16 protein-coding genes are annotated in these 18,392 nt (G+C 72.4%); 4 read left to right on the top strand and 12 right to left on the bottom strand.

Annotated elements, in window-relative coordinates:
• Positions 1-6 precede the first annotated feature (6 nt).
• Positions 7-1,332, top strand: coding sequence for a glycoside hydrolase domain-containing protein (locus ACQSSQ_RS01045; RefSeq protein WP_431325175.1), 1,326 nt, complete (start codon positions 7-9; stop codon positions 1,330-1,332).
• 3 nt (positions 1,333-1,335) lie between these two features.
• Here ACQSSQ_RS01045 and ACQSSQ_RS01040 read toward each other — a convergent pair whose 3' ends face one another.
• Positions 1,336-1,701: a sterol carrier family protein gene (locus ACQSSQ_RS01040; protein WP_431325174.1), complete on the bottom strand. Its 366-nt coding sequence runs from the start codon at positions 1,699-1,701 to the stop codon at positions 1,336-1,338.
• A gap of 4 nt (positions 1,702-1,705) precedes the next feature.
• Complete coding sequence (locus ACQSSQ_RS01035; protein WP_431325173.1) at positions 1,706-2,557, bottom strand: patatin-like phospholipase family protein; 852 nt, start codon at positions 2,555-2,557, stop codon at positions 1,706-1,708.
• 36 nt (positions 2,558-2,593) lie between these two features.
• On the opposite strand from ACQSSQ_RS01035, the gene ACQSSQ_RS01030 reads away from it, so the two are divergent.
• The gene (locus tag ACQSSQ_RS01030) at positions 2,594-3,634 is read left to right on the top strand and encodes an NAD(P)-dependent alcohol dehydrogenase (protein ID WP_431325172.1); all 1,041 of its coding nucleotides are present in this window, start codon (positions 2,594-2,596) and stop codon (positions 3,632-3,634) included.
• A 3-nt stretch (positions 3,635-3,637) separates the two neighbouring features.
• Here the strand turns inward: ACQSSQ_RS01030 and ACQSSQ_RS01025 are convergent, their stop codons facing one another.
• The 4 genes from ACQSSQ_RS01025 to ACQSSQ_RS01010 all read right to left on the bottom strand — a co-directional run bounded on the left by ACQSSQ_RS01025 (position 3,638) and on the right by ACQSSQ_RS01010 (position 8,340).
• Complete coding sequence (locus ACQSSQ_RS01025; RefSeq protein WP_431325171.1) at positions 3,638-4,561, bottom strand: AEC family transporter; 924 nt, start codon at positions 4,559-4,561, stop codon at positions 3,638-3,640.
• 114 nt (positions 4,562-4,675) lie between these two features.
• Positions 4,676-6,328, bottom strand: a complete 1,653-nt coding sequence (locus ACQSSQ_RS01020; protein ID WP_431325170.1) for a solute symporter family protein — start codon at positions 6,326-6,328, stop codon at positions 4,676-4,678.
• Complete coding sequence (locus ACQSSQ_RS01015) at positions 6,325-6,663, bottom strand: DUF485 domain-containing protein (protein WP_431325169.1); 339 nt, start codon at positions 6,661-6,663, stop codon at positions 6,325-6,327. The genes ACQSSQ_RS01020 and ACQSSQ_RS01015 overlap by 4 nt, the downstream gene beginning before the upstream one ends.
• Positions 6,664-6,834: 171 nt before the next feature.
• Positions 6,835-8,340, bottom strand: coding sequence for a glycosyltransferase family 39 protein (locus tag ACQSSQ_RS01010; protein WP_431325168.1), 1,506 nt, complete (start codon positions 8,338-8,340; stop codon positions 6,835-6,837).
• Between the two features lie 255 nt (positions 8,341-8,595).
• Between ACQSSQ_RS01010 and ACQSSQ_RS01005 the strand changes: the two genes are divergently transcribed.
• Positions 8,596-10,062 (top strand): DEAD/DEAH box helicase, encoded by a 1,467-nt coding sequence (locus ACQSSQ_RS01005; protein WP_431325167.1) that lies wholly within the window; start codon positions 8,596-8,598, stop codon positions 10,060-10,062.
• A gap of 66 nt (positions 10,063-10,128) precedes the next feature.
• A complete protein-coding gene (locus ACQSSQ_RS01000; RefSeq protein ID WP_431325166.1) occupies positions 10,129-11,385 on the top strand; it encodes a S1C family serine protease in 1,257 nt (418 codons plus the stop codon).
• A gap of 16 nt (positions 11,386-11,401) precedes the next feature.
• Here ACQSSQ_RS01000 and ACQSSQ_RS00995 read toward each other — a convergent pair whose 3' ends face one another.
• The 6 genes from ACQSSQ_RS00995 to ACQSSQ_RS00970 all read right to left on the bottom strand — a co-directional run bounded on the left by ACQSSQ_RS00995 (position 11,402) and on the right by ACQSSQ_RS00970 (position 18,355).
• Positions 11,402-12,913, bottom strand: a complete 1,512-nt coding sequence (locus ACQSSQ_RS00995; protein WP_431325165.1) for a sodium/solute symporter — start codon at positions 12,911-12,913, stop codon at positions 11,402-11,404.
• Between the two features lie 18 nt (positions 12,914-12,931).
• Positions 12,932-13,309 (bottom strand): hypothetical protein, encoded by a 378-nt coding sequence (locus ACQSSQ_RS00990; RefSeq protein WP_431325164.1) that lies wholly within the window; start codon positions 13,307-13,309, stop codon positions 12,932-12,934.
• A 1-nt stretch (position 13,310) separates the two neighbouring features.
• On the bottom strand, positions 13,311-14,063 hold the full coding sequence (locus ACQSSQ_RS00985; RefSeq protein ID WP_431325163.1) for a LytR/AlgR family response regulator transcription factor: 753 nt from the start codon (positions 14,061-14,063) through the stop codon (positions 13,311-13,313).
• A 66-nt stretch (positions 14,064-14,129) separates the two neighbouring features.
• On the bottom strand, positions 14,130-15,221 hold the full coding sequence (locus ACQSSQ_RS00980; RefSeq protein WP_431325162.1) for a sensor histidine kinase: 1,092 nt from the start codon (positions 15,219-15,221) through the stop codon (positions 14,130-14,132).
• 30 nt (positions 15,222-15,251) lie between these two features.
• On the bottom strand, positions 15,252-15,980 hold the full coding sequence (locus ACQSSQ_RS00975; protein WP_431325161.1) for a hypothetical protein: 729 nt from the start codon (positions 15,978-15,980) through the stop codon (positions 15,252-15,254).
• Complete coding sequence (locus tag ACQSSQ_RS00970; RefSeq protein ID WP_431325160.1) at positions 15,977-18,355, bottom strand: MinD/ParA family ATP-binding protein; 2,379 nt, start codon at positions 18,353-18,355, stop codon at positions 15,977-15,979. The genes ACQSSQ_RS00975 and ACQSSQ_RS00970 overlap by 4 nt, the downstream gene beginning before the upstream one ends.
• Positions 18,356-18,392 lie beyond the last annotated feature (37 nt).

Raw genomic sequence — 18,392 nt, 5'->3', positions numbered from 1 at the left:
GGGATCATGTCTTCACTCGTCAGCCGTCTCCGCACCGCCTGGGCACGCCGGCTGGGCGCAGCCGCCACGGGCCTCGCGCTCGCCGCCGGAGCGCTCGCTCCCGCGCTCGCCGCGAGCCCCGCGTCCGCGGCCGTCGACGCTCCCGGCAACTTCACGGGGCTCGCCTTCGACACCTGCACCGCACCGACGCAGGCGCAGATGGACGCGTGGTGGGTGTCGTCCCCGTTCGGGGCCGTCGGGATCTACATCTCCGGGTCCTCGCGGGCCTGCACCCAGGCGCAGCTGACGAAGACCTGGGTGTCCACCCAGGCAGGGCGCGGCTGGCGCTTCCTCCCGATCCACGTCGGGATGCAGGCCCCCTGCTACGGCGGCAACAAGCAGAAGATGTCGACGAACCCGACCACCGCGCGCGCCCAGGGAGTCGCCGCGGCCAACGAGAGCGTGACGGCCGCGAAGACGCTGGGCATCGGCTCCGGCCGGGTGCTCTACCTGGACATCGAGTGGTACGCGATCTCGAACACGACCTGCAACTCGGCCGTCGTGAGCTTCATCGACGGCTGGGGGTCGCGGATCGCACAGCTCGGCTACCGCTCGGGCCTCTACTCCAGCGCCTCGGCCGCGATCGCCGCGATGAACCAGCTCCGTGACGCCCAGGTCGGCGGCTACCACTACCCGAACCACCTGTGGTTCGCCTGGTACAACGGCAAGGCCAACCTCGCCGCGGAGCCGTACCTCGACGACCGCTACTGGGTCGACGGCAAGCGGATCCACCAGTACGTCGGCAACCGGCTCAGCCGCTACAACGGCGTCACGATCAACATCGACCTCAACTACATGGACGTCGGCGCCGGCTCGCGGCCCACCAAGCCGAAGGCGCAGTGCGGCACGCAGGACGTCACCAAGTACCGCACCGTCCGGCCCGGCCAGCGCCGCCCGACCCTGGCGCCCGCATCGAAGTGCCTGCTCCGCCAGCGCGGCTACTTCTCGGGCAAGACGACCAGCCCCGTGCACGGCGCCAAGGCGCAGCGGGCCGTCAAGCGGTTCCAGGCCGCGCACGGGTGGGCCCAGACCGGCGTGATCTCCCGACGCGTGTGGGTGGCGCTGCTCTCCGACGGCAGCGCACCGGTGCTCAAGCGCGGCTCGACCGGCAAGTACGTCTACCGGCTCCAGCGCTCGCTCACCGCAGCGCTCGGGCGCTCCGTCCCGCGCAACGGGCTGTTCGACGCGACGACCGAGCGGGCGGTGCTCGACTACCGCAAGAAGGTCAAGCTCCCCGCCTGGCGGACCGCGGAGCCCCGGCTGTGGGCCTCGCTGCGCGCCGGCAAGTACTGACGGTCAGGCGAGCGGGAGGTACGCGGAGAGGTCGCTGCGCTCTCCTGACGCGCGCACCTTCCCGGCCGCGACCGCGTCAGCCCACGGCGTACGACCGGTGGCGAGGGCGATCCACGTCGCCGCATCGGTCTCCACGACCGCGGGCGGGGTGCCACGCGTGTGCCGGGCCCCGGGGACGACCTGGACCGCGGCATAGGGCGGCACCCGAACCTCGACGCTGTTGCCCGGCGCGCGCTGGTCCAGGAGCGCGAGCAGGTGCTTCGTGGCAGCGCGGAGGTCGTCGGCGGACGCGTCCGCGCCCGCCTCGGTCACGCGCGCGGCCAGGGCGTCCCACGCGGCGGGGTCGAGCGGCTTCAGTCGTCGCGCCACGGCGTCACGCCCAGATCTCGGACACGGCGCCCGCGACCGCGCGGGCCTGCGCGTACCCGGCGCGCGCGGTGCGGGCCCGGGCTGCGGGATCGAGGACGTTGCGGCCGATCGCCTCGCGCGCGGGCTTGTCGGGAGCGACGACCGTGTGCGCGGAGCCGATCCCGGCGAGCTGCGCGGCCGCTCCGCGCGAGCGCGGCACCGCCGCGGCGATCGGAGTCAGGGCCACGACCCGGTCGTGTCCCGCAGCGAGGTCGGCGTTCGCCGAGGACCGCGTGCCGCCGTCGATGTAGCGGCGTCCGTCGATCGTCACGGGCGGGTAGACGCCCGGCACCGCGCAGCTCGCGGCGACGGCGCGGGCGAGCGGGACACCGTCGTCGGCGCCGAACACCCGGAAGGCGCCTGTCTGCGCGTCGACGGCGGTGACGCGCAGGTCCCGAGCCGGCCACTCCTGCGAGACGAGACGCCGGGAGACGACCGCGATGCGCTCCTCCTCCGACGGGAGGCGCCCGGACGCCGCGGCACGGACCGCGTACGCTCCGAGGCGCCGACCGAGCGCCTCGAGGTCGCGTCCGCTGCGCAGGCCGGTCCAGATCCAGCGCGCGGTCACGGCTGCGCCGATCACGGCCGTCGGCTCCGGCCCGTACGTGCCGAGCGGCGCGAGCTGACGCGCGTACATCGCCTCGGTCGTCGCGCCGTTGGTCACCTGGGCACCGACGACCGACCCGGCGGACGTGCCCACCACGAGGTCGGCGTCCGTCAGGTCGACCCCGGCTTCGACGAGGCCGTGGAGGAGCCCGATCTCCCAGGCGATGCCGGTGATCCCGCCTCCACCGAGGACGAGTGCGCGTGTACTCACCGCGCCATTGTGCCGGAGCGGTGGTTTCGTGAAGCCATGCGAGCACTCCAGTACGTCGAGATCGGAAGCCCTCCGCGCGTCGTGGACGTCGAGACCCCGGAGCCCGGGCCCGGCGAGATCCGCCTGAAGGTCACCGCCGCCGGTGTCTGCCACTCGGACGAGTTCATCATGAGCCTGCCGGAGGACCAGTACATCTACGGGCTCCCCCTCACCCTCGGCCACGAGGGCGCCGGCACGGTCGATGCGCTCGGCGAGGGCGTCACCAGCGTCGAGGGCGGCGAGTCCGTCGCGGTCTACGGACCCTGGGGGTGCGGGCGCTGCCACGCGTGCGCGCGCGGGATGGAGAACTACTGCCCGTACGCCGCCGACCTCGGCATCGCGCCTCCGGGACTCGGCGCGCCCGGGGCGATCGCGGAGTACATGATCGTCGACGACGCGCGGCACCTCGTCCCGCTCGGCGACCTCGACCCCGTGCGCAACGTGTCGCTGACCGACGCCGGACTCACGCCGTACCACGCGATCCGCTCGTCGATGCCGAAGCTCGTCGCCGGCAGCACCGCGGTCGTGATCGGCACGGGCGGTCTGGGGCACGTGGCGATCCAGATGCTCCGCGCGCTCACCGGCGCGCACGTGATCGCCCTCGACGTCAACGACGAGAAGCTGTCGCTCGCCAAGGACGTCGGCGCGCACGAGACGGTGCTGTCGAACGCCGAGGCCCCCGACGCGATCCGGCGGCTCACCGGCGGACTCGGCGCGACGGCGGTCTTCGACTTCGTCGGCGCACCGCCCACGGTCGCGATCGCGGCCGCGTCGGTGGCGACCGACGGCGACGTGCAGATCGTCGGCATCGGAGGCGGCACGGCGACCGTCGGCTTCGGGGCGACGCCGTTCGACGCCACGTTCCAGGCGCCGTACTGGGGCGCGCGCTACGAGCTCATCGAGGTCTTCGAGATGGCCCGCCGCGACCAGGTCCACGTCGAGATCGAGACCTACTCGCTCGACGAGGCGCCGCGGGCGTACGAGCGGCTGCACGCGGGACAGGTCCGCGGGCGGGCGGTGATCCTGCCGAACGGGTGAGGGTCAGGCGAGGAGGGCGGCGATCGCGAGGATCGTGGGGAACGACAGCACCGTCGTCGCGAACACCACGTCGCGGACGATCGGGACGGACCTGCCGTAGCGGACGGCGGTGACGAACACGTTCTGCGCCGTCGGCAGGCCTGCGACCACCACCACGGCGAGCAGTGCGCTGCCCTCGAGACCGAGGGCGAACCGACCGACGACGTAGGCGACGGCCGGCTGGACGAGCAGCTTGAGCACGCTCAGGGTCGCGACCTGGCCGCTGGCGCCGCTCGCGCCGGGCTTCGGCCCGAGGCGCAGCGAGATGCCGAACGCGATCAGCATCCCGGGGATCGCGAGGCCGGCCAGCAGGTCGATCGGGTCCGCGACCCAGCGCGGCACCGGCACGCCGGACAGCGCCACCACGACACCGATGACCGCGCCGACGGTCACGGGGTTGCGGAACGGGCGCGAGAGGATGGAGAGGACGGTCGGGCGTTGCTTGGACGCCGACTGGTCGAGGACGACGAAAGCCAGCGGCGCGAGGACGAGCAGCTGAAGGAGCAGCGCGCCGGCGACCGCCGAGGCATCCCCGATCACGTAGATCGCGATCGGGAGACCGAGGTTCCCCGCGTTGACGTAGCCGGCCGACAGTGCTGCCAGGGTCGTGTCGCCCCACCCCCGCCGCCACCGCCAGCGCGCGAGAACCACCGCGATGGCCGCGACGACGGCCACGCTGACGGCGTTCGCGACCAGCGCCTGCGACAGGGCACCGGCGACGTCGGTGTCGGACAGGACAGAGAAGAGCAGGGCCGGGCTGCCGACGAAGAAGACCAGCCGCGACAGCATCCACTGGTAGTCGAGCGTGACCACGCCGAGGTGCGCGAGGACGAAGCCGACCGCGATCACGACGGTGATCACACCGAACCCCTCGAGCACCCCCGTCACGCCTCCATCGTGACGGAAGCGCCGCGGCGACGTACGACTCCCCCCGGCCCGACGAGCCGCAGCCCGCGGGACGGAGGGAGTCGTACGTCCTTGTGGTGTCCCCGTGTCAGGTGGTCACTCGGCGCCCGCGCCGGTCATCGACCGGACCTCGAGCTCCTCGTACTTCAGCGGGTCCGCCTTCTCCTTCGCGGTGATCGTGCCGAGCCAGCCGAGCAGGAACCCGACGGGGATCGACACGAGGCCGGGGTTCTCCAGCGGGAACCAGCTGAAGTCGACGCCCGCCCCGAACAGCGACAGGCTCTCGCCCGTCTCGGGGTTGACCTTGCCGGAGACGACCGGGGAGAAGAACACCAGACCCACGGCCGTGATCAGGCCGCCGTAGATGCTCCACACCGCGCCGCGCGTGTTGAAGTCCTTCCAGAACAGGTTGTAGATGAGGGCCGGAAGGTTGGCCGACGCCGCCACCGCGAACGCCAGCGCCACCAGGAACGCGACGTTGAGCGACTGGCCCGGGATCGCCAGCGCGATCGCCACGCCGCCGATCACGAACGCGGCGATCCGCGCGACCCTGACCTCGTCCTTGCCCGAGACCTCGCCCTTCTTGAAGACGTTGGCGTAGAGGTCGTGCGCGACCGAGGAGGCCGACGCGAGCGTCAGGCCCGCGACCACCGCGAGGATCGTCGCGAACGCCACTGCCGCGATCAGGGCGAGCAGGATCGCGCCTCCGGTCGATCCCGCGCCACCACCGACGGCTTCGGCCAGCAGCGGTGAGGCGAGGTTGCCTCCGGACTCGGCGACCTTCGCGTACTGGTCGTCGCTGAGCAGCGCGGCCGCACCGAAGCCGAGCACCAGCGTCATGAGGTAGAAGGTGCCGATGATGCCGATTGCCCAGTTGACCGACTTCCGCGCCTGGCGTGCCGTCGGCACGGTGTAGAAGCGGATGAGGATGTGCGGGAGCCCGGCGGTGCCCAGGACGAGCGCGATGCCGAGCGAGAGGAAGTCGAGCTTGCTCGTGAAGGTCGCGCCGTACTTGAGGCCGGGCTCGAGGAAGGCCTGGCCGTGCCCGGAGTTCGAGGCGGCCGTGCCGAGCAGGTCGGACAGATTGAAGTTGAACTTCGCGAGCACCAGGACGCTGATCAGCAGCGTGCCGACCATCAGCAGGACCGCCTTGACGATCTGCACCCAGGTCGTGCCCTTCATGCCGCCGACGACGACGTAGAAGATCATCAGGATGCCGACGCCGACGATCGTGAGGTTCTTGAGCGTGTCGCCCTCGACCCCGAGGAGCAGAGAGACGAGCGCGCCGGCACCGACCATCTGCGCCAGCAGGTAGAAGATCGAGACGACCACCGTCGACACCGACGCCGCGGTGCGGACCGGCCGCTGCCGCATGCGGTACGCCAGCTGGTCGGCCATGGTGAAGCGCCCGGAGTTGCGCAGCAGCTCCGCGATCAGCAGCAGCGCGACCAGCCACGCGACGAGGAAGCCGATCGAGTAGAGGAAGCCGTCGTACCCGGAGAGGGCGATCGCGCCCGAGATGCCGAGGAACGACGCGGCCGACATGTAGTCGCCGCCGATCGCCATGCCGTTCTGGAAGCCGCTGAAGGAACGTCCACCGGCGTAGTAGTCGGCCGCCGTCTTGGTGTTGCGGCTGGCCCAGAAGGTGATGCCGACCGTCAGGAGCACGACGCCGATGAACAGCACCGTGGTGAGCGTCTGGTGGTCTCCCTCGGCGCTGGCGGCGAGGATCACGTCGCGGGAGCTCATCGGCCGACCTCCTCGTCGTAGTCGGCGCGCAGCTTGTCAGCGATCGGGTCGAGGTTCTTGGCGGAGAACTTCGAGTACCAGATCGCGATGCCGAACGTCGTGACGAACTGGAGCAGACCGAAGACGAGGGCGACGTTGATGTTGCCGACGATCTGGGTGCTCATGAAGCCAGGGGCCCAGTTGGAGCAGATGACGTAGAGCAGGTACCAGCTCATGAAGCCGATCGTCACGGGGACGACGAAGCCGACGTACTTGCGCTTGAGGGTTCGGAACTCGTCGGTCGAATGGATGCGCGCGTAGGCCGCATCCTCCGCCGCAGTGGTTCTCTCGATCACGGCTTCACCTCTCGGGTGCACGGACATGGGGGATCTCCGCGTGACGCTAGAGGCGGTACCCGGGTGTGTGCCAGATCACACTCGAAGGGGTCGCCGGACGCGTCCGAGCGGTCGCCGTACGGCGCGGTCGCCGCGGTGAGCGGTCGCGCTCACGCGACGAACGGTGGGTGCTCAGTCGAGGTGCCGCAGCTCGTCCCAGAGCTCCGGCCACGGCCGCGACGGACCCCGGCACACCCCGATCGGGAGGCCCTCCTCCTCGTTGTCCACGCCGACGCCGTTGTCGAGCCGGCCCACGACCTCGCAGCTGTCGAACAAGGTCCGCGCGAATCCGTACTGCCCTCCGACGAACACCACCGTCTCCGTGTCGTCCGGTGGGCGCGCCTGGTCGTGGAGGGCGTTCTGACCGCTGTACGGCGTGGGCAGGCCGAGCGCGGGACCGTACCGGTCGATCGCCCCGGCCTCGCCGTAGTTGCTGGTGACGATCGCGGCGTCCGCGCGCTCGGCGGCGGTCAGCCCGTCCCACGCCGCCGCGACCTGGCGGACGTAGGCCGGCCAGCCCACCTGGTCCGCGGCCGCCATGTTCAGCTCCGGGACCGGGGAGTCACCCAGCGTGCGAACCGGCAGCACGGGGAGGGACACCACGACACCGACGGCCGTGTACGCGACCAGCAGCGCACCCACGACCACGCGCGTGGCCGTCCCCGACCGCACCAGCCATGACGCCGTCGGCACCCACCCGACCGCGAACAGCACGGCGAGCAGCCCGACCGGGTAGTAGAACTGCGCCCCGCCGACGAACGTCAGGACCACGACGACCACGAACGCCACGTCGAAGGCACGGAGAGACCGCCACGCCGGTCGCCGCCACAGCGCGATCGCCCCCACCACCCAGATCGCCGGCAGCAGGATGAACAGGAACGGCCACATCATCACCCGGACCTCGTCGGCGTTGTTCTCCGCGAGCGCAGCCCCCATGTCGAGCTGCGGGAAGCCGTTGACGACCTGGTAGACGAGGTTCGGCAGGCCGACCAGCGCCGCGACCGCCCCGCCGGCCCAGAACCAGCCCGAGCGCAGGACACGACGGGGTCCGACGAGCGCCAACCCGACGACCAGGCCCAGCACCCACCACGGGATCAGCAGCCGGTCGTACGTCGCGAGGCCCACGACGAGTCCCACGGCGAGCCACCAGCGGTCCTCGCCGCGGAGCAGCGCACGGATCGCGAACCACGAGGCGAGCACCCACGCGAGCAGGTCCGGCGAGGTGGTGACCAGCACGTGCCCGGCCACCAGCGGGAACGAGGCGAACGCGAACGTCCACGCGCACAACCCCTGCGCAAGCGCGCCGCCGCCGACCTCGCGGGTGATCGCCGCGGCCACGAGAGTCGCCGCCACGACCGAGACGATCGCCGGCAGCCGCAGTGCCCACGGCTCGTCCGCCACCAGATCGGTCATCGCCCCCGCGAGCAGCGGGACGAGCGGGGGCTGGTCGACGTAGCCCCACGCCGGGTCGAGCATCCGGAAGTACAGCTCGTCGCGGTGGAACCCGTAGCGGTTCGCGGTGGCCAGCAGCACCACCGCGAGCGCGGCGGCGGCAGAGACGACCGGCACCCGGGCGTACGGCGGGAGGGGTGCGGTGGTCGGTGCGTCTCCACGGACCTCGGGGGCCGTCGTACCCATGCCCCGCAACCTAGGCGATCAGCGGAGCCACGGCACCGTCATTTGAGCGCGCGCTCGCCGCGCGCGATCCGCCGCGCCCCGTGTGATCACGGCCACTGGATTCGTTGCGGCGCCCACCCGCCCCGTACTGTTGCCTCAGGACGCACCCCGCGTCCGCGGTCGTCTGCTCGAGCGGCGCGCCTTACGCGCCCTCCCATCCTCACCTCGTGAGTGCTGGCATCCACGGCCATCCCCCACGACGTGAAGGACACCTCTGTGCCCACCTTCGCCGATCTCGGCGTGCCCGCACCTCTCGTCGCCTCCCTCGCGGAGCGCGGCATCACCACCCCGTTCCCCATCCAGGCGGCGTCGCTCCCCGACTCGCTCGCCGGTCGTGACGTCCTCGGCCGCGGCCGCACCGGCTCCGGCAAGACCGTCGCGTTCAGCCTCCCGACGCTCGCCGTCCTCGCCGCCAGCGGCCGCCGCCGGCGTGCGCGCCACCCCCGCGCCCTGATCCTGGTCCCGACCCGCGAGCTCGCGACCCAGGTCCTCGAGACGCTGGCGCCGCTCGCCCAGGCGATGCAGCTCCGCACGATGACGATCTTCGGCGGCGTCGGTCAGAACCCGCAGGTCACCAAGCTGCGCAACGGCGTCGACGTCGTCGTCGCGACTCCGGGCCGCCTCGAGGACCTGATGGGCCAGGGCCACTGCGACCTCAGCGACATCGAGGTCACCGTCCTCGACGAGGCCGACCACATGGCCGACCTCGGCTTCCTCCCCGGCGTGAAGCGGATCCTCGACCGGACTCCGCGCGACGCGCAGCGCCTGCTGTTCTCGGCGACGCTGGACAACGGCATCGACACCCTGGTCAAGCGCTACCTGCACAACCCCGTCACGCACTCGGTCGACGAGGCGACGTCGCACGTGCCGGACATGGAGCACCACGTCCTCACCGTGCCCCACGACGCGAAGCAGGCGCTCGTCAACGAGCTCGTCGGCGGCGAGGGCAAGACGCTGGCGTTCACCCGCACCAAGCACGCGGCCAAGAAGCTCGCGAAGAAGCTCACCGCCTCGGGCATCCCGGCGGTGGACCTGCACGGCAACCTCAGCCAGAACGCGCGGCAGCGCAACCTCTCGGCGTTCGCCGACGGCACGGTCCGCGTCCTCGTCGCGACCGACATCGCCGCCCGCGGGATCCACGTCGACGACGTGTCGCTCGTCGTGCACGTCGACCCGCCGGCCGAGCACAAGGCGTACCTGCACCGCTCGGGCCGTACGGCGCGGGCCGGCGCCTCCGGCATCGTCGTCACCGTGGCAACCCCCGAGCAGCGCCGCGACGTCCGCACGCTGATGCGCGCCGCCGCGATCAAGCCGACCGACCACGAGGTGGGCCCCGGCGCGGAGATCGTCGGCACCCTCGTCGGACCGCAGGCCGAGCGCGTCTCGCCGCCCCCGGCGCTCACGGCGGGATCCGGCAGCAACGGCAACGGTGGTGGACGCGGCAACGGAGGCGGGCAGCGCTCCGGCGACGTCGCCCGCAACGGCAACCGCTCGCGCCGCCGCCGTCGCAGCGGCACGGGCTCCGGCGGCGGCCAGGGCAGCGGTCAGGGCACGGGCGGCCAGCGCCGCTCCGGCTCGGGCCAGGGCGCGTCCGGCGGCTCCGCCTCGCGCGGTGGCGGTGCGTCGCGCAGCGGTGGCGCCGCGGCGTTCTCGGCGCAGGCCGGGCGCCGTCGCAGCCGCTGACGAACCCTTCGCTCCTGCACAGGACGCTCACAGGGTTCCCCCAGGTGGCGGCGTTGCACTGAGGTCATGGACACGACGACCTCGCCTCAGGCCACGCAGCCCCGCCACCTCGGTTCTCGGCGTTCCGTGACCCGCACCTTCGCACGCACCGGCATCGCCGGTCTGGCGGCCGCGGCCGTGCTCGGCACCTTCGGTGTCGGGTACGCGTCCGCGGCCGCGATCACGTCCGCTCCCCCGTCGACGAACGGGACGACCGCGGTCGCCGACCCGTGGACGAACCCGTACGGCGACCAGAGCGGCACCGGGACGCCCAGCACCGAGACCACCAGCGCCACCGCGGCGCAGAAGGTCGGCCTGGTCTACATCACGACCACCCTCGACTACGGCAGCGGCCAGGCCGCCGGGACCGGCATGGTGCTGACCTCGGACGGCGAGGTCCTCACCAACCACCACGTCGTCGAGGGCGCGACCGCGATCTCGGTCGAGATCGCATCGACGGGCGCGACGTACGAGGCCGAGGTCGTCGGGTACGACGCCACGTCCGACGTGGCGCTGCTCCAGCTCGAGGACGCCTCGGGGCTCCGCACCGTCACCACCGACACCGACGAGCCGGTGCAGGTCGGCGACGCGGTCGTCGGTGTCGGGAACGCCGGCGGGACCTCCGAGGCCAGCGCCGCCGCGGGGACCGTGACCGCGCTGGAGCAGGCGATCACCGTGTCCGACGAGTCCGGCGGGTCGGAGCACCTGACCAACCTGATCGAGATCAACGCCGACATCGTCTCGGGCGACTCCGGCGGACCGCTGTACGACGACGACGGCGAGGTCGTCGGGATGGACACCGCGTCGAGCGGGTCGGCCGACGTGACGGCGTACGCGATCCCCATCGCCACCGCGCTGCGCATCGTCCACCAGATCAGCTCGGGCCAGGAGAGCGGCACCGTCCAGATCGGCGCGACCGCGTTCCTCGGCGTCACGCTCGCCAACACCGCGAGCGCCGTCCTCCCGGGCGAGCAGTACGGCTCGGACGGAACGTACGGGTACGGCTACGGCTACGGCTACGGCTACGAGCTCCCGCAGCAGCAGTCCGCGCTGTCCGGCGTCGTCATCGCCGGCACGGTCGAGGGGTCCGCGGCGGCGGACGCCGGAGTCACCGCCGGCGACATCATCACGGCGCTCGACGGCACCGCGACCACCTCCGCGGACGCCCTCTCAGAGACGATCGCGAGCCATGACGCCGGCGACCGGGTGAGCATCGCGTGGACCGACACCGCGGGTCAGAGCCACACGGCGACGGTCACGCTCGGCGAAGGTCCCGTCGGGTAGCCCCGGCGGCGTCGCGTCAGGCGTCGGCCCGGTCGAGCCGGAGCCGCTCGGGGGTGTGGAGGCGCACCATCGTCCGCGCCACGTTGGACGGCCGGCGGTTCTGGGTCAGCAGCGAGACGCCGACCATCGCGGCGAAGGCCAGCGGCACCGACCATGCGGCCGGGCGCGACAGGAGGAGGTCGAGCCACCCGTCGTCGGTGCCGCGCACGATCGTCGCCACCACAGCTGCACCGGCCCCCAGCCCGCCGGCGAGCATGCCCGCGACCGCGCCCGCAGCCGTCAGCCGGCGCCACCAGATGCCCAGCACCAGCAGCGGGCAGAAGGTCGACGCGGCCACGGCGAAGGCGAACCCGACCGAGCTGGCCACCGCGATCTGCTCCGACGCGAGCGCCAGCACGAGCGGGAACAGCGTCCCCACCACGGCGCCGGCGCGCAGGCCGGCGACCGGCCCGAGGTAGCGCCGTCCGACCGAGCCCTGCGCGAGGACCCCGGCAACCGACATCGTGAGACCGGACGAGGTCGACAGGAACGCCGCGAAGGCACCAGCGGTGAGCAGCGCTCCGAGCACGTCGCCGAGCGAGCCGCCGATCATCCGCATCGGCAGCTCGAGCACGACGATGTCGGTGTTCCCCGTGTCGACGAGGTCGGCGGCGTACACCCTGCCGATCACCCCGTACGTCGTCGGGAGCAGGTAGAAGAACCCGAGCAGCGCCAGGACCAGCAAGGTCGTCCGGCGCGCGGCGCGGCCGTCGGGGTTGGTGTAGAAGCGCACCACCACGTGCGGCAGGCCCATCGTGCCGAGGAACGTGGCGACGATGAGCGAGTACGTCGCGTAGAGCGCGAGGCCCGTCCCCTCCGCCGCCATCGGCGACAGCCAGCTGCCGGAGGCACCGGCGTCGCTCGGCGTCGGGCGCCCGTCCTCGGTCCACGCGTGCAGGAGGAACATCAGCGGCACGAGGAGGGCGGTGAGCTTCAGCCAGTACTGGAAGGCCTGGACGAAGGTGATGCTCCGCATCCCGCCCGACACCACGTTCACCACGACGATCCCGGCGACGAGCACCGATCCGACCCAGGTCGGCGCCCCGGTCACGGTGTGCAGGACCAGCCCCGCACCCTGGAACTGCGGCATCAGGTAGAGCCACCCGATGACCACGACGAGCATCGACGCGACCGCCCGGGCCGTCGTCGACTGGACGCGCATCTGGGTGAAGTCCGGCAGCGTGTACGCCCCGGAACGCCGCAGCGGGGCCGCCACGAACGCGAGCAGGACCAGGTAGCCCGCCGTCCACCCGACCGGGAACCACACCATGTCGGCGCCGTAGGTGAGGATCAGACCGGCGACACCGAGGTACGACGCCGCCGACAGGTACTCGCCGCCGATCGCCGAGGAGTTCCACAGCGGGCTGACCGAGCGCGACGCGACGTAGAAGTCCGAGGTGGTCCGGCTGAAGCGCAGTCCGAAGAGTCCGATGCCGAGCGTCGCCAGGGCGACCACGGCGACGGCGACGGCGGCGTAGGTGCTGTTCACGGCAGGCTCCCGGCCCGCCTACGGGCGTTCGACGAGGTCGCTGAACGCCCGCTCGTTGCGCTCCGACGCGGCGACGAACGCCCACCCGATCAGGAACAGCACCGGGTAGACGGCGACCCCGAGGATCCACCACGGCAGCGGGAGGGGCCCGATCTGGACGGCCTCGAGGTGGGTCAGGACGAAGACGATCGGCAGTCCCCCGATCCCGACCGCGACGACGACCGCGACGATCAGCGCCAGGCGCAGCTGCGAGCGGACCAGCGAGCGCATGTAGACCTCGCCGATCGCCGTCTCCTCGTCGATCTCCTGCACGACGGTACGGCGCCGGCGCGGGTGTGCGGCCGTGTGCGGGCTGGTGACGCGGACCCGGGTGGAGGCCGGGTCGGTGTCCGTCACGTCACCCACCGCCGGAGCGCGACCGCTGCTGGACCAGGTCGCGCAGGTCGCGCGTGTGGCGGCGCGCGACCTGGAGCTCGGTGTACGGCGGGCCGCCGGCGTCGACGAGGACCGAGCACCGGCCGGCGATCATCCGGACCTCCCGGACCCGCGAGGACGCCACGAGGAGGCTGCGGTGGATCCGGACGAACCCGGCCGAGGCCCACTCGTGCTCCAGCGTCACCAGCGCCGTACGGAGCAGGTGGCTCTCGCCCTCGACGGTGTGCAGCCGCACGTAGTCGCCCTGCGCCTCGACGTAGGCGATGCTGCTGCGCGGCACGAAGCGGGTGACGCCCGCGAGCTCCACCGCGACCACGTCGTCGTCGGGCGCGGCGGACGACGTCTGCGGGGAGCGGGCGCCGCACACCCGGCGAACCGACTCGCGGAGCCGGTCCTCGGCGACGGGCTTGAGAACGTAGTCGACGGCGTCGAGGTCCCACGCGTCGACGGCGTGGTCCTCGTGGGCGGTCACGAAGACGACCTTGGGCTGCGTCCTGAAGCGGGCGAGGACTCGCGCGACCTCCAGTCCGGACAGGGCCGGCATGGCGATGTCGAGGAACACCGCGTCGACCGGGTCGGTCTCCAGCGCCCGCAGGACGTCGGCACCGGAGGCGACCGCCCGGACGTGGTCGATCCGCTCGTCGCGCTCGAGGAGGTACACGAGCTCGTCGAGGACCGGTTGCTCGTCGTCGGCGACGAGAACGTTCAGACCCATGGCGCCCGAGTCTAGGCGTCGCCTGTGGTCCCCGTCACGTGGCCGGGGCCTGGCTCCGGACCGGACTCAGCGCTCGGCGCCCGGCGCGTACTTCGGCACGCGGACGATCACCTTCGTCCCGGCCCCGGGCGCGGTCTCGACCACGATCCCGTACGCGTTGCCGTACACGGTCCGCATCCGCTCGTCCACGTTGCCGAGCCCGACGGAGTCTCCGGCGCTGTCGCCGGCCAGCGCACGGCGTACGCGGTCCGGATCCTCACCGACCCCGTCGTCCTCGACCGTGATCACAGCCTCGTTCCCGGCGTCGCGGGCGATCACGACGACGGTGCCCCCGTCGGCCTTGCGCTCCAGGCCGTGCCGGACGGCGTTCTCGACCAGCGGCTGGATGGAGAGGAACGGCAGCGTCACCGCGAGGACCTCCGGCGCCACCTGCACCGTCACCTGGAGCCGGTCGCCGAAGCGCGCCTTCTCGAGCACCAGATAGCGCTCGATCGAGCGGAGCTCGTCGGCCAGCGTCGTGAACTCGCCGTGCCGCCGGAAGGAGTAGCGGGTGAAGTCGGCGAACTCGAGCAGCAGCTCACGGGCCCGCTCCGGGTCGGTGCGGACGAAGGAGGCGATGGCGCCGAGCGAGTTGTAGACGAAGTGCGGGGAGATCTGGGCCCGCAGCGCCCGCAGCTCTGCCTCCATCAGCGCCGTCCGGGACTTGTCGAGCTCGGCGAGCTCGAGCTGGCTCGACACCCACCGGGCGACCTCCGTGGTCGCCCGGGCGAGACCGGCCGAGCTCGTGGGTGCCCTCACCACCACCGCCCCGACGACCGCGTCCTCGACCGTCAGCGGGGCCACGATCGCGTGGGGGTAGTGCGCGTGCGGCGTGCTGAAGGCCTGGGTCGTCCCGGCGGCGATCGCCTGCTTCGCGAGCTCCATCGCGTCGGAGCGCCGCTCGCGGGAGCCTTCGACCGCGAGGACCCGCTCGGTGTCGGTCAGCGCCACCGACGGCGCCCCGAGGAGAGTGCGGAGGTGCTTCAGCGACGCCGACGCGCTGTCCTCGTCGAGGCCGCGGCGCAGCGCCGGCGCTGCCAGGGAGGCCGTGTGCAGCGTCTCGTACGTCGCACGGTCCTCGGCCGACCCGAGCGAGCGACGGGACCACGGTGTCCACATGGGAGGGAGTGTGCCACGCCCTCCGTACGATCAGCGGACGCGGACGTCGGCGTCCTTGCGCTCGATGCTCCCGCCGGTGGCGTCCACCGCGAAGGCGGCGAGGTCCTCGAGGCCCGCCCTGGTCACGCGAGCGGCCTGCCTCTTGGCGGCGCGGCGCCCGAACCGCTCGGCCGACGTCGCGGTCTGCATCTGGTCGTGGAGCTGCGCGACCAGCGCCTCGAGCTCGCGGCGCTCGGCGCGCGACAGCGGCTTCGCGCCGCGCTCGGCGACCACGACCTGGTACGCCGCCGCGACCGACCGGCACTCCGTGCAGGCAGCGTTGAGCGCCAGCGCCCGGTTGTTCGCCTCGATCGTCCGGCCGCGCGGCAGGACGACGAGCTGGACGGAGAGTGCGCTCGCGCCGCACGACATGCCGCAGGACGACCACGCGGAGGCGACGTTGTCCGCGGTCGCGCTCCGGGTCCGCCACCCGTACACGACCTCGAGCGTGACGGCGTCGCCCGAGCAGCCGTCGCAGACGGCCGAGCTGGTGGCGACCGCGTCGGCCTTCAGGCGTCGGCTGTCCTTCCAGCGGTACTTCACGACCTCGTCGGAGTCCGTCGGGTGGGCACCGGTCGGCTGGGACGACGCGACGGCGTCGACGGTGCCCACCTCGTCGCCGTGGCGCGCTGCCGCACCCGTCGCGGCGGCCGAGCCGGTCGCGACCAAGATCCCGCCGAGCGCCAGGGCAAGGCCGGCTGTCGTCGTTCGTGTCCTCATCGTTTCGTCCCTCTCTGACGGAAGTTGTCCGCCACGGCGGCGGCCACCTCGGTGAGTGCGTCCCTCGTCGCCGGCTGGAGGTCTCCGAACAGCGTCAGCGCCCCCGCTTCCAGCGTCTTGTCCCACGGCACGGTGACGACCTGCGCGCACCGCTGGAGGAAGTGGTCGGTCATCGGCTCGAGCGGCGCACCGACCCCGCGGCGTACGCCGTTGATCACGACGACCGCGTTCTGGACGAGGTCCTCGTAGTGGTGCTCGTCGAGCCAGTCGAGGGTCAGCGCAGCGGCGCGCCCTCCGTCGAGCCCGGCCCTCAGCACGAGGACGAGCTGGTCGGCCTCGGTGAGCAGGCCCTGGTTCGCACTGTCGAGGATCCCGGTGCCGGTGTCGAGCAGGATCAGGTTGTAGTACTGGTCCAGCAGCTCGATGAGCCGGTGGTAGTCGTCGCGCCCGAGCGCCATCTCGATGTGGGGGTTGTCGTCGGAGGCGAGCACTTCGAGCCTCGAGTCGACGGCCTGGGTCGTGTAGCGGCGCAGGGTCGCGTACCGGTCGATCTCCTCGGTCGCGGCGAGCACGTCGGTGATCGAGAGCTCGTTGGGACGCCCGATCCGGTGGGCGAGGTTGCCGGCGTCGGGGTTCGCGTCGACAGCGATCACCCGATCACCCCGTGTCAGCGCGAACGTCGCCCCGACCGCGTAGGTCATGGTCGTCTTGCCGACGCCTCCCTTGCGGCTCATGACCACGACGCGCCGGGTGCCCTCGATCGGGGAGCGCAGGCGGGACTCGATCGCGAGCTTGCGGCGCTCGGCGGGCCCGGGCCTCGGTGACACCCGGCCGCGGGTCGCGCGGTACACCGAGGCCTGCCAGCCCTGGCGCGCCGGGGTCGGGCGGGGCGCCAGCATGTCCTCGTCGGTGAACGCCGCCGCGGTGAGCAGGGCGCCGGTACGCCGGGGCGGCACGTCGGGCGCCTGGGTGACCTCCTCGGGCGGCTCGGCCGCGTCGTCCCCGGCGTCGGAGGCGTGGCGTCCCGATCCCCGGGCCGCGCGGGCGAGGCGCCGGTACCAGACGCTCCTCCCCACCATCTGCCCGACGGTCCGCAGCAGCCGGAGGAAGAGCACCGCGATGCCGAGGAGCGGCAGCACGAGCAGCAGCATCGACAGCACGGACAGCACGACGACCACGACGTCGGTCGTCCGCCACGCCGCGACGAGGGTCGCTCGCTGCGCGTCGAGCGCGGCGAGGGTCTGCTCGACGATCGTCGGGGTGCTCCAGACGAGCCACCCGAACCCGAACGCGAGGAGCGGCACGACGACCACGACCCAGCCCACCACGAGGCGGCGCGAGGCGGGTCGCAGGTCCGCGACGGTGGGGTCGACCGGGCGGCCGGGGAGCGCCGACAGCAGGACCGGCTTGACGCGCGCGAACAGGTCCGGCACCCCGGCGAGGTCGCTCAGGATCCAGTAGCCGTCGAAGCGCACCACCGGGATCAGCTGCTGGACCATCTCGAGGAGCATCAGCAGGATCACCAGCAGCACGAGTCCGCTGCCCGTGGCGAGGTAGGTCCCGCCTGCCACGACGAGGAACAGCACGTTGAAGTAGAGGCCGCCGAGGTCGGTGCGGACCCGCCCTCCACGGCCGAGCCGGTAGGACTCGGTGACGTCGGTGAAGAAGGCCGGGAACACGAGGTAGACGCCGACCCCGATCGCGCCCGGCTCGGCACCGCCGTACCGGCAGGCCGTCGCGTGCCCGAGCTCGTGCACGATCGCGCCCGCCGTCAGGATGCCCAGCAGCGCGAGCAGCAGCACCGGCGACGCGAGCGTCTCCTGCAGCGCCAGAAGGAGGTCACCGCGGACGACGACGCCCACCCCGACACCGACGAACGCGACGAGGGCGAGGGCCACGAACCACGGCCGGTAGAGGAACGTGAGGTGCCGCGCGACCGCTCGCACGGTCCGCGCCGGCATCAGCCGACCCCTCAGCGTCAAGGAGAGGAGCGGCTTGGCGACCGGGGCGGGGGTCACCTCGGGCTCGTTGTCACCGTCGACGGCCAGACCGAGCGGCTGCAGCCGCTCCCGCAGGAGGAACTCGAGGCCCTCGGCGTCGAGGGTGCGTCCGTACGACTGGCTCACCGCGTCCGCGATCGAGACGTTGTCCCGGCCGACGGTCAGCTCGCCGACGACGTGGTACAGCAGCTCCGACACCTGGACGACCTGCCCGTCGCCACGTCGTACGAGGTAGGTGGGCTGCTTGAAGCCGGACCCCTTGCTCTCGCCGAGCATGCGGAGTCCGGGCGCACGTCGCCACCGGCCCGTGCCGCTCGCCGTGCCGGCGGGTGGCGGGCTCGTCCCGGCGACGTCAGGAGCATGTGCGGTCGCCATCGTCCGTCCTTCGTCCCTGGGCCTCACTACGATCGGG

The sequence above is a fragment of the Mumia spirodelae genome (assembly GCF_050632745.1).
GTDB lineage: Bacteria > Actinomycetota > Actinomycetes > Propionibacteriales > Nocardioidaceae > Mumia.
The sequence above is the reverse complement of the archived record's forward strand: the minus strand, read 5'-3'. Positions and strand labels throughout refer to the sequence as shown.